Origin of the sequence: Streptomyces sp. NPDC051320 (genome assembly GCF_040682175.1) — a bacterium.
Lineage (GTDB): Bacteria > Actinomycetota > Actinomycetes > Streptomycetales > Streptomycetaceae > Streptomyces.
Genome location: NZ_JBFBAL010000017.1, coordinates 89,641 through 100,787, shown reverse-complemented (window position 1 = coordinate 100,787; position 11,147 = coordinate 89,641). Strand labels below are relative to the sequence as shown.

9 protein-coding genes and 2 pseudogenes are annotated in these 11,147 nt (G+C 66.9%); 2 read left to right on the top strand and 9 right to left on the bottom strand.

Annotation, left to right across the window (positions count from 1 at the left end; genetic code table 11):
* Together AB0M87_RS29480 and AB0M87_RS29475 are read right to left on the bottom strand one after the other, a co-directional pair.
* The coding region (locus tag AB0M87_RS29480) for an amino acid adenylation domain-containing protein (protein WP_365858284.1) at positions 1-3,717 on the bottom strand (3,717 nt) is incomplete at its 3' end.
* A 252-nt stretch (positions 3,718-3,969) separates the two neighbouring features.
* Positions 3,970-4,188: an MbtH family protein gene (locus AB0M87_RS29475; RefSeq protein ID WP_365858282.1), complete on the bottom strand. Its 219-nt coding sequence runs from the start codon at positions 4,186-4,188 to the stop codon at positions 3,970-3,972.
* A 585-nt stretch (positions 4,189-4,773) separates the two neighbouring features.
* Here AB0M87_RS29475 and AB0M87_RS29470 point away from each other — a divergent pair.
* The gene (locus tag AB0M87_RS29470) at positions 4,774-4,956 is read left to right on the top strand and encodes a hypothetical protein (RefSeq protein WP_365858280.1); all 183 of its coding nucleotides are present in this window, start codon (positions 4,774-4,776) and stop codon (positions 4,954-4,956) included.
* Positions 4,957-4,975: 19 nt separating this feature from the next.
* On the opposite strand, the gene AB0M87_RS29465 is transcribed toward AB0M87_RS29470, so the two are convergent.
* The 7 genes and pseudogenes from AB0M87_RS29465 to AB0M87_RS29435 all read right to left on the bottom strand — a co-directional run.
* Positions 4,976-5,395, bottom strand: coding sequence for a hypothetical protein (locus tag AB0M87_RS29465; RefSeq protein WP_365858278.1), 420 nt, complete (start codon positions 5,393-5,395; stop codon positions 4,976-4,978).
* An 81-nt stretch (positions 5,396-5,476) separates the two neighbouring features.
* Complete coding sequence (locus AB0M87_RS29460) at positions 5,477-6,325, bottom strand: RNA polymerase sigma factor SigF (protein WP_365858276.1); 849 nt, start codon at positions 6,323-6,325, stop codon at positions 5,477-5,479.
* Between the two features lie 285 nt (positions 6,326-6,610).
* Positions 6,611-6,949 carry an STAS domain-containing protein gene (locus AB0M87_RS29455; protein ID WP_365858304.1) on the bottom strand — a complete coding sequence of 113 codons (339 nt, stop codon included), beginning with the start codon at positions 6,947-6,949 and terminating at the stop codon, positions 6,611-6,613.
* Positions 6,949-8,265 (bottom strand): SpoIIE family protein phosphatase, encoded by a 1,317-nt coding sequence (locus AB0M87_RS29450; protein WP_365858274.1) that lies wholly within the window; start codon positions 8,263-8,265, stop codon positions 6,949-6,951. The genes AB0M87_RS29455 and AB0M87_RS29450 overlap by 1 nt, the downstream gene beginning before the upstream one ends.
* Positions 8,265-9,068 carry an alpha/beta hydrolase gene (locus AB0M87_RS29445; RefSeq protein WP_365858272.1) on the bottom strand — a complete coding sequence of 268 codons (804 nt, stop codon included), beginning with the start codon at positions 9,066-9,068 and terminating at the stop codon, positions 8,265-8,267. Before AB0M87_RS29445 ends, AB0M87_RS29450 begins: the two co-directional genes overlap by 1 nt.
* 471 nt (positions 9,069-9,539) lie before the next feature.
* The gene (locus tag AB0M87_RS29440; protein WP_365858270.1) at positions 9,540-9,671 is read right to left on the bottom strand and encodes a hypothetical protein; all 132 of its coding nucleotides are present in this window, start codon (positions 9,669-9,671) and stop codon (positions 9,540-9,542) included.
* Positions 9,672-10,013: 342 nt separating this feature from the next.
* Positions 10,014-10,444 (bottom strand): annotated as a pseudogene (locus tag AB0M87_RS29435) (dienelactone hydrolase family protein); the annotation flags it as partial.
* Positions 10,445-10,713: 269 nt separating this feature from the next.
* On the opposite strand from AB0M87_RS29435, the pseudogene AB0M87_RS29430 reads away from it, so the two are divergent.
* Positions 10,714-10,938, top strand: a pseudogene (locus AB0M87_RS29430) (amidase family protein); the annotation flags it as partial.
* Positions 10,939-11,147 lie beyond the last annotated feature (209 nt).

Below are 11,147 nucleotides of genomic sequence, written 5' to 3'. Positions count from 1 at the left end.
CCCCAGATCCCGGGCGAGCGGTGCCAGCGACCAGCCGTCGGCCGCGATGTGGTGCAGCACCAGCACCAGCACATGCCGCCGGGCGCTCAGTCGCAGCAGCCGCACCCGGACGGCGGCATCCCGCGATAAGTCGAAGACCTCACCCGTTGCACGTCGAATCGTTTCTTCCGACCAGCGCTCGATGTGGTCGAGGTCCGAGCCGGCCGGCGGCGCCTCGATGCTCAGGCCGATCGGACCACGCGACTCCGGCGCGCTGTGTACGTGCTGCAGCGGTACCCCGTCCTCCTCCACGAAGACGGTACGCAGGGTTTCGTGGCGTTCGACGACGTCGGCGAACGCCGCTCGCAGTGCTCGGACATCGAGTGGTCCGTCGAAGTCCAGCACGAGGGGAATGTTGTATGTCGCACTGGGCCCTTCGAGCCGACTGAGGAACCACAGGCGTTGCTGGGCGAAGGACAGCGGAAGGAGCGCCGGGCGCGTCTCCTGAACGAGGCGGGCCCGTGCCTGGTCGGCGACGTGGAGCCGCGCTGCCAGCTCTGCTGGGGTGGGGTGCTCGAAGAGCGTGCGGATCTCCAGTTCGACGCCCAGGGCTGAGCGGACGCGGCTGACCAACCGGGTAGCGAGCAAGGAATGCCCACCGAGAGCGAAGAAGTTGTCATGGACCGAGACCCGGTCCCGACCGAGGACATCGGCGAAGAGTCCGCAGAGGATTTCCTCCTCCGCGCTTCGTGGACCCCGCCCGCCATCACCACCAGCGATGTCCGGAGCAGGTAGCGCGCGGCGGTCCACCTTCCCGTTCGGGGTCAACGGCAGCGCTTCCAGTACGACGAACGCCGACGGAACCATGTACTCCGGAAGTACCCGGGCGATTCCTGTGGCCAGTTCCGTCTGCTCCAGAACCTTGTTGGCCGCCGGCACCACATACGCCACCAGCCGACGGTCACCCGCCAGGTCCTCCCGGACCACCACGCAGGCCGAAGCCACGGAGGGCGCAGCCATGAGTACGCCTTCGACTTCGCCGGGCTCGATGCGATAGCCGCGGAGCTTCACCTGGCCGTCGGCGCGGGCAATATATTCGAGTTCCCCCTGAGTGTTCCACCGGACGAGGTCCCCGGTGCGGTACATGCGCCCACCGGACACGTCGAAAGGATCAGCGAGGAAACGGGTGGACGTCAGGCCCGGCCGCCCCACGTACCCGCGCGCCACACGGCCGGCCACATAGAGCTCACCCACTACGCCCTGAGGCACCAGTCCCAGGCCCGCATCGAGCACATAGACGTGCATGCCATCCAAGGCGCGACCGATAGCAGGCGACCCTGCCGGTCCGTCCGCGGTCACGGTGAACCGGGTGGCGAAAGTTGTCGTTTCGGTCGGTCCGTACACGTGCAGCACATGGGTGTCGGGCAGGAGAGCGGCGACCTGCTGCATTCCCCCGGGCGTCGCCAACTCGCCGCCTGCACAGACCACGCGCACGCCGGTCAGGGCATCGGACCCCGTCTCGGCGATGACGTTGAACAGCGCGGTGGTCATGAACAGCGCGGTAACGCCCTCCGCGGTGACGACCTCCCGCAGCACGTGGGGTTCCAGCTGGCCCCGAGGTGCGACGACGATCCGTCCACCGCCGAGCAGCGGGACCCAGATCTCGAAGGTGGAGGCGTCAAATACGTAGGCCGAGTGCATCAGTACCGCGTCGGCCGTGTCTCGCCAAGCGGAATCGGCGGCCAATGCGACGACGTCGGCATGCGAGACTCCAACGCCCTTGGGCACACCCGTCGACCCCGACGTGAACATCACATACGCCAACCGATCACCGCCCATCGGCGACGGTAGGACGCCCTGCTTCTCCGGGGCACCCGCGATGACCCGGCCCACGGCATCAACGACAACCACGGGGACCCGTCCCCGCATCTCCTCCACCCACGCGTGCCCTGCTCCGCCCTCATCCACCACGAGCGCGCGAAGATCCGTAACAGCCGCCGCCTGTCGCAGTCTTTCGTCCGGCCAACGCCCGTCCAGCGGCACATAAACGCCTCCGGACCGGACGACGGCCAGCGAGGCCGTCACCACACCCGCCGACCGATCCATCAGCACACCGACGCAGCCTTCGCCGCGAACGCCCAAGCCCACCAGACACCGGCCCAGATCAGCCGAGACTTCGTCCAGCGCGCTGTAGGTCAGCCCGGCGCCGCTACCGGATACGGCCACCGCCTCCGGCGTCGCAGCCGCCCACACAGCGAACACATCCTGCAGGCAGGCGGCGTCAGACGATTCAGTGCGAGGCGCAGCCAGGACGGCGCCCCGGCCCCGGTCGAGAATGGACGTAGCGGCCGAATCGTCGAACGCCCGCACAAGTGACAGGGGAGAGTCGAGGTCAGATCGGGCGAACTCCTTGATGAGAGCGGTCATACTCTGCTGGTACGGAAGGGCATCGTCGGAGTGGTAGAGGTCCCGGTTCACGTCGAAACCGATCAGCGGCCCTGTCTGCTCCGAGCGTTCGGAGATGAACACCGAGACGTCGTCGACCGGCCCGATCGACAGGGCTCGTGACATGCCGGAGCTCCCGGCGAAGTCGAGATCGTACTCATAGGGCATGACGTTCACGACAACGTCGGAGAACACCCCGTTCTCACCGGTGATCCTGAGGTCACGGGCGAGTTGTTCTCTGGAATAACGGCGGTGCCGGAGCGCCAGTCGCATCTCCGTCGAGACGGCCCGGAGCAGGTTTTCGACGGTCATGCCCGGAGTGAGCCGGATGCGCAAGAGGAGGATGTTGGCCGTCATGCCGACGGTCCGAAGCAGGCTGCCGCGGCGGCCGTTCGAAGCCAGTCCGATGGTGACGTCGCGAGAGCCGGTGACGCGACCCAGAAAGGCCGCGACCGCGCTGACGAAGACGACCGGCCAGGTGGTCCGTGCCTCGGAGGCCAGCCTGCGGAGGCCGCCCATGACGTGCGGCGGAAGGACCTCGCCACCATGCAGATGGGCGCCGGGAGGCGAAGCCTGCTCACCCGCGCCGGCGATTCGATGCGAAGAACGCCGAGGAATGAAGCCGTCCCCCGGAGTACGCCACGGTGTCGGGTGATCGTCCAGGCCCTGCGTGGCAGGCGAGATGTCGGCGAACTTCTGCATCCAGTACGCCCGGTCGTTCTCGAAGTCCGGCGACTGCCGGTACGCCAGCTCGTCTTCCACCAGCGCACTCAGCGGAGCCGCAGCGGCCGGTACGTGCTCACCACGAACGGCGGCGGTATACATCTGAGCTACCCGGCGGGCGAAGACGGCACCTCCTAGCCCGTCCATGGCTATATGGTGATAGCGAATGTACCAGTAATGCAGGTCAGGGCTTATTTTGAGCAGAGCAAGAGTGTGGCTGGGGGACGTCAGATTATCGACCATGGCCATGTCGCCGGCCATGTAACGCTCCGCAGCGGCGACCGCGTCAGGAGTTCCCGAGAGATCCACAAGACGGCAACGTTCTGCGGATTTACGCACGACTCGTTGGTAGACCACGTCGTCCAGCGTCACGAACTCAGTGTTGAGGCTCTCGCACTCGTTGCTGGCTCGCCGGAGGGCTGCCTCAAAGGCATTTTCGTCCAGCGGCCCATGGATTTCTATGCATTCGCCGATGTTGTACTGAGGATTCTGCTGGTCCAGTGTTTGCCCATACCACACGCCTTGTTGCGCGGCCGTTAACGGGAGAAGGCGGGCGTCATTTTTCGGCATGGCAATTCCACTCTTCCAGGAGAATGTCAGTTAAAAGTTCAAGGGTCTGTGGATGCGTACGGCGACGCTCGTGGAAAGTCGTGCCGAAAGGATCTCGCCGAACGGGCTGCCCTCAGAAAGCCCTGCTGGCCATGCACTCGTCGGCCGCGGTGATGCCGCGCCCGGAGTGAGTGTCGACGGCGCGACAACTACAGCGATGCAGTCCCGGGCGGGGGTTTCCTTGTCGTGCCCCGCCCCTGCCGGTGGGTGGTCCTACTTACCTTCCGCCTCCATGGCCGCGGCAAGGCTGGCCGGCCGCATGTCGACCCAGGAGCTCTCGATGAAATCCAGGCACTCCTGTCGGGAACCTTCCGGTCGGGCCGTCTGCCAACCACCCGGCACCTCCGAGGTGGCAGGCCAGAGCGAGTACTGACGCTCCTCGTTGACCAGAACCACAAATCGAGCGGAATCATCATCGAAAGGATTAGCCACGATTTCCCCCTGCTCTCCACTTGATTACCTGTGAGTCGGCAGGCAATGAGGCTCCCCCCGCCCCCTTTGCCCGCGTCGGATCTTCGTCGGAACTACGTCAAGTAGTCAACCGAACACGAGTACGTTACACCGTTGGCTCTGCGCGTCAAACCATCAGCCGCACTCGCGTACCCGGCGACTGGATTCCCACACGCGGGAACCATGTACCCCTTCAGCGGCGCTCGCTCAGCTGAATGTGCGGCCTACTGGCTGGTGCGCAGGCAGACCGACTCTGCGCTGCGGTTTCTGAACCTGGAAGAGCAAACCAGACACCGAGAACAGGCCAATAGTTGTCTGATACCTGATGATTTCCTGGCGAAGTGCTATGAGCGTTTCCTGGCGCCGGGGGGCGCATTCAGGGACCGCCTGCCTGCCTTTCCGCTGGGCTCTACTCCCACGCGCCCCCTTTGCGCCCCCCGGCTTTAGTCAGTGCAGTTCGGCCACCGCGGACCGGCCCTTCTTCTGTGCGGCCGGCCCTTGTCACGTTCGACTGGACGGCCTGGAGACCCGTCTCTGCGGCGGCAGCGGTCGTTCAACCGCCGCACCATGGCGCACGATGAGGAAGTCATGCTCGGCGTCCTGGACGAGACCGCCACCGCCACGCTCGACCGGGGCCATGACACCGGTTTCGAACGCAGCATGACCAGCGACGGGGACCGTCGGGTGCGGCGGGCGGCCGTACAGCGTCCACGGGAGGCGGCGGGCGCCCCCGTCACAGGCTTCCCGTAAGACACTGGTGCTGAAGGGGTCAGGACGGGGAACCCAGGGACCAGCCGGAAATGTCGCTGACCCGGCCGCGCCACACCGGAGCGGTGGGGGCCGCCGGGGCGGACATGAAGGTGACATCCACCAGATGGATGAAGGACTGCCGACCATCCGGTTCGCCCCCCAACTGCCGCAAGGCGTCCTGGACCGTGTGAGGCAACTGGGCCATCAGCTCGGACCGTTGCTGCCGGGCCGTTGCCTCGGTCACCACCTCCTCCCAACGGTCTGCCCAGGTCAAGGGGCTGACCAGCTGACCGCCGATGATGCCGCCGGGTGTCGTCAGGCAGATCGCCATCCTGGCGTCCGGCTGCGACGCCACCAGCTGGAGGAGGACCTCGAGGTGGGCGTCGACCGCCGGGCTGCCGGAGGTGCCGGCGGTCTGGGCCTCGGGGTGTGCGCTCATACAGCGGTGTCCTTTCGTGCCGTGCACGGCAGCAGGCGGTTCGGGCCCGATGCCCGAACCGCCCGCGAGCTGTTCTGTGATTCAGCGAGTGGTGAGCATGCTTTCACGCAGATGCTTCAGGGTGCGCGAGAGCAGACGGGACACATGCATCTGGGAGCAGCCCAGATGTTCAGCGATCTGGGACTGGGTGAGTTCTTCGACGAACCGCATGTGGATGATCTGCCGGTCGCGTGCGTCCAGGCCGGCGATGAGCGGGGCCAGGGCGTGGAAGTCCTCCACGAGTTCCATGGCGGGGTCCTCACTGCCGACGAAGTCGGCCAGGGCCGCCTCGCCGTTCTCGTCGCCGTTCAGAGCGGCGTCCAGGGAGGAGGAGTTGTAGCCGTTGGCGGCCAGGCGTGCCTCGATGACCTCTTCCTCGGTGAGGTTCATCAGTTCGGCCAGTTCCTTGACCGTGGGGCTACGGCCCAGGCGGCTGCCCAGTTCTTCGCTCGCCTTGGCGAGTTCCACCCGTGCCTCCTGCAGTCGGCGAGGCACGTGGACCGCCCAAGAGGTGTCCCGGAAGAAGCGTTTGATCTCACCGACGATGTAGGGGATGGCGAAGCTGCTGAACTCGACCTCGCGTGACAGCTCGAAGCGGTCGATCGCCTTGATCAAGCCGATCACGCCGACCTGGACGATGTCCTCCATGTCGTCGCCGCGCCCCCGGAAACGCCCCGCTGCATAGCGGACCAGGGAGATGTTCATCTCGATGAGAGTGTTGCGCGCGTACTGGTACTCGGGCGTGCCCTCCTCCAGCACCGTCAGCTGCTCGAAGAACAGCTTGGACAGTGCCCGCGCGTCTTTCGGCGCGACGTGCCGGGGATCGGTCACCTCCGGTAGTTCAACGACTCGTGTGTCAGTACCCGCCTGCGATATCGCTGCTACCGTCATCCCTCTCCCCTTCATCACTGCTGGCCCCGGCCTCTGCCTTTGATGGGCCGACGACTCGTCGTTTACCCCCATACTCGGGGAGCATGCCGACGCGGTGGTCTCTTGACCATGGAAGAGCAGCGAGCATGAGATGCCGGTAGCGGCGTCTGCCGTGCGCAGGCCCTCTCGAAGGGGAGCATCGGCCCAGCTACATCCCCGAGTTGGCTGCGGCGCAGGATGAGAACCGTCCAAGCCGTGTGCTGTGTCCATCCGTGTGCTGGGTGCCGAGGTAGCCGCGCTTCGGGGTCAGACGCCGGTCGCTGTGGCGGTATCCGGATGGAAGGTGAAGACCTGGTCGAGGCCGACGATGGCCATGACGCGCAGGGTGTTGGCGGGGACAGCGACCAGGGCGAGGTCGGCTTCGGCGGCGACGGCGTGCCGGCGGGCGGCGATAAGGACGGCGATGCCGCTGGAGTCGCAGAACTCCATACCGGACAGGTCGATGACAAGGCGCTGACCCCGGCGCAGGGTGAGGCGCTCGATCTGCTGGTGCAGGGCGTTGGCGTGCTCGAAGTCGAGGTTGCCGGTCACTTCCAGTACCGGACCGGTGGCGGCGTCTTTGGCCGTGATATTCAGCGGGATCATCATGGGTTCTTCGTAGCCGGGCGGGGGTGCGGGCGGGTGGCGGGAGCGCCGAGGACGAGCAGTGCGGTGTCGTCGTCCAGTCCGTCGCCGAAGCTGTCGAGCAAGCCGCTCAACGCGGTGATCACCTGATGGCACGAGGCGCCGGCGTGGGATGCGGCGAAGGTGCGCAGTGCCTCGTCGCCGTACAGGGCGGTGCGGTCGGGTCCGGTGCGCGCTTCGGTGAGGCCGTCGGTGTAGAGCAGGAGGTTGTCGCCCGGGGTGAGGGTGGCGGTGACGGTGGTGAAGGAAGCGTCGGGCAGTGCTCCGACGAGCATGCCGCCGGGAGTGGGCAGGAAGTCGGTGTGCCCGTCGGCGCGCAGGACCAGGGCCGAGGGATGGCCGCCGGAGGCGAGGCGGACGGTCGTGCGGCCGCTTTCGGTATCGATGTCGAGGATGCCGAAGACGGCGGTGCAGTAGCGGGGATCGCCGCTGTGGGTGTAGCGCTCATGGAGGACGGCGTTCAGCGTGGCCAGCGCCGTGGCGGGCTCGGGGTCGTGGAGAGCGGCGGCGCGCAGGGTGTAGCGGGTCAGCGAGGTGACGGCTGCGGCGCGGGGGCCCTTGCCCGAGACGTCGCCGAGGAAGAACGCGCACCGTGTGCCGCTGAGGGGGAACAGGTCGTAGAAGTCGCCGCCGAGCTGATCGACGGAGGCGGTGTGGTAATAGGAGGCCGCCTCAAGACCCGGCACCGTGGGCAGAGAAGGGGGCAGCAGTGCCTGCTGGAGGACGGTGAGCGCATCGGTCAGGCGGGCCCGGTCGGCCTCCGCCTGCCGACGCGCCTCCTCTGCCTCCTCACGGGCCTGCTCGGCATCCTGGCGGCGGCGCAGGAGCTCTTCTTCGTAGGCACGCCGGTCTGAGGCGTCGAAGACGGTGGTGCGGATCAGCAGTGGCTCGCCCCCGTCACTGTGTTTGACGACGGAGGAGACCAGTACCGGAATACGGGCGCCGGCAGCGGTCTTCATCTCCAGGGCGATGCCGCTGATGTCACCCTGCATGCGCAGCAGCGGGGCGAAGTGGGTCTCGTGGTAGAGCTTGCCGCCGACGGTGAGCAGATCCGCGAAGCGCATACGGCCCACCACGGCCGCGCTCGTCAGGCCCAGCCAACCCAGCAGGGTCGAGTTGATCCTGGCAATGGTGCCGTCCATCAGCGTCGACAGATATCCGCACGGAGCGGATTCGTACAGCTCCTCGGCGCTGTCCTCCAGTAGCGCGGTGAACGCTGCGTCCGTGCCGGCACCGTCACCGGTCTCCGAGTCCCGGCCCTGCCCAGCACGGCACATCACTCCAAGCTCCCCAGGAACTCGGTGATCGCCTGGGCGGTGGCTTCGGGAGCGCTCAGTTGCGGGCAGTGGCCGGTCGCGTCCAAGGTGACCAGGCGGGAAGAGGGAATCGCGGCGTGGACATAGGCGCCGACCTCGCGGGGGGCGATGACATCCTGTGTACACTCCAGCACCAGCGTCGGGACGCTCACGCTCTTCAGATCCTGGCGGGTGTCGGACAGGAACGTGGTACGGGCGAAGACCCGCGCGATGTCGGGATCGGTGGCGCAGAAGCTTTGCGTCAACTCCTGTCCCAGCTCGGGCCGCTCCGGATTGCCCATGATCACCGGAGCCATCGCGGAGGACCAGCCCAGGTAGTTCGACTCCAGCGAGGCCAGCAGCTCGTCAATGTCCTGCGCGCTGAAACCACCCCGATAGTCTCCGTTATCGATGTAGCACGGCGAGGGGCCGACCATCACCAGCGACCCGATCCGCTCCGGCTCGGCCTGCGCGGCCAAAACGCCCACCATGGCGCTGACCGAATGCCCCACGAACGCCACCCGCTCAAGGCTCAGCTCCTGGCAGACCTCGATGACATCGAGGGCGTACCCATCCAACGACGCGTAACGCTCCTGGCTCCACGCTGACAGGTCCGAACCGCCGGAGCCGACGTAGTCGAACAACACCACCTGGTAGTGCTCGGCCAGGGCCGGCACGACAAGGCGCCACATGTTCTGATCACAACCGAACCCGTGCGCCAACACCACCGTCGGCCCGTCCTGGCGGCCCACGATCCGTACGTTGTTCCTGTCTCGGATGTCCATGCCCGTCATCCTCTCACCAGCCAGGACACCGCCCGATGGGCGACCCCCCGCCCCGACCAGTGGTTCCTTCGACGTCGTGAAGGCGGGGTACCGACACCGGAGCAACCGGAAGTCGAGCCCGTCATCGACGGTATCGGGGCGCCCCATTTCCTCTCGAAACGTCTGCGGTACGGCTGCTGGGTGGCTGCAGCGCAGGCCATGTCCGGACTTCATCCCCGCCCCCAGGAACTGCTTGCTCTCACTGTCCTTCTCGCCTACCCGCTGTACGTTTTGGTCGATGCGGTCGTGGAGGGCCTCCCGTTGCGCCCAGCTGAGGTGGTCCCGACCGAGGCCGGCCTGCAGAGCGTCCCGCTGGTCCTGCGCAGCCTTGTAGGAGTGGTTCTGACTGTTCTCGTTGGCTGCAAGAGTGGACCTGTGGGCCTCTGTGACCGCATCGATGTCGGCCTTGCCCAGGTCCTTGAAGGAGGGGAACTACTCGATGAGCTTGAGCCGCACCTCGGTGGCCATCTGGGGCATCGCTGCCGCGAACTTGAGCACCTTCTCCTTGGAGAGGTTCCGCGAGTCCGGGATACCCAACTTCCGCTTGACCGCTGCTTCGTTCACGTAGCCTATTCCCTGACTCCGTTCGTCGTCCCGTGAGGCACCCTGGACAGTAGCGGTGCCCACCGACAAGCCCCTCGTCCTCGGCCTGCTCGCCATATGACTCTGTGAGCCGTATTCGGGGGTCAGGTCTACCCACTGCGCGTCAGTCAACGGCACGACCCCGACCAAAGCCGGGATGGAGATCTGCGGGTTCGACCTGCGGCCGGCCCCGGTACTCGGCCTTGACCGGCCTTCGAAGATCGCCCGTTGCACGGCCAGCTCCGCCATGCCCGTCCGCCCGCAGTGGCAGTGGAGCCCAGGCATCGCGGCGGTCAGCGGGCGCCCGAGCTTGGACTGATCAGATCACTCCGTCACGGGCAGGTACTCGGCGAGCAGGTCGACGACATCGCGCCAGGCTCGCTGTGCGTGCCGTGGGTGGTAGCCGACGCCGGGGACCACGGGGTGGTCGACCGACGGGTGGTGGAAGGCGTGCCAGGCGCCGCCATGACCACGAGGCGCCAGTCGACGTCCGCGGCCTGCATCTCGGCGGTGAACGCGTCCCGCTGCGCGGGCGGCATGATCGGGTCTTCCGATCCGACCCCGGCCCAGACCGGGCAGCGAATGCGCGCCGCCTTGCCGGGTCCGCCCGTGATAATCGCGTTGACTGTCCCGATCGCGCGCAGGTTGACGCCGTCGCGCCCGGGTTCCAGCCCGATGGCGCCCCCGGTTCCGTAGCCGACGGCGGCGATCCGGTCGGGGTCGGTCCGCAGTTCGGCGCGCAACACGTCGAGCGCCGGAGGCCACCGGCTCGAACACGGCCGGCTCGGCCCGCAGCATGGCGACATCCGCCAGGCAGTCCCCGCCCAGCGCGACCGCCAGGGCCACATCCAGCAGGACCTTGCCCAGCTTCGCCTATTACCGGTGGGCTCGTCTCCAGGTGAGCGGGCGCGCCAGGTCACACTCGCATGCCCAGGTTGAGGGCGGTGGTCGGGCGGGCGGCGCGGGGCGGTCAGTTAGCCGCCCTGTATGCGCCGAGGTGGGAGCGGTGCCGGTCTACGATTCCCTCAACCTGTCGCCGTTCACCATGCCGTTCAACGTGGCGGGCACACCCGCCATGTCCGTACCCGTGACGGCTGACGCCGGGACGGGGATCCCGGTCGGTATGCAGTTCGCTGCTGGATATGGCCTTGAAAGCCGGCTCTTCCGCCTCGCCGGACAGCTCGAACAGGCAAGTCCGTGGTCAGGCCGAACCCCCGCGGTATGGGCTGGGGACCACCCGGGCCGCTGAAGAACGCTCCTGGCACGCTGCAGAGAGACATCGAAGGTTCATGCCGGAGGCCGGCAGCAGGGGGCGGGGTACCATCGACGGACTGCTTGGGGAGCGGGGAGAGCGGCACGCCAGTCGAAACTCTCCAGATTCTCCCAGCATCGTTGACCGCCGATTCTCGTCCCTACGCCTCGGGAGCCGTCCGTGGATTGCAAGGCTGTAGAGATAGG

Coding starts and splice junctions, on each gene's coding strand:
- AB0M87_RS29470 (WP_365858280.1), top strand. CDS start 4,774: ATGGCGCACGATGAGGAAGTCATGCTCGGCGTCCTGGACGAGACCGCC.
- AB0M87_RS29465 (WP_365858278.1), bottom strand. CDS start 5,395: ATGAGCGCACACCCCGAGGCCCAGACCGCCGGCACCTCCGGCAGCCCG.
- AB0M87_RS29460 (WP_365858276.1), bottom strand. CDS start 6,325: ATGACGGTAGCAGCGATATCGCAGGCGGGTACTGACACACGAGTCGTT.
- AB0M87_RS29455 (WP_365858304.1), bottom strand. CDS start 6,949: ATGATCCCGCTGAATATCACGGCCAAAGACGCCGCCACCGGTCCGGTA.
- AB0M87_RS29450 (WP_365858274.1), bottom strand. CDS start 8,265: ATGTGCCGTGCTGGGCAGGGCCGGGACTCGGAGACCGGTGACGGTGCC.
- AB0M87_RS29445 (WP_365858272.1), bottom strand. CDS start 9,068: ATGGACATCCGAGACAGGAACAACGTACGGATCGTGGGCCGCCAGGAC.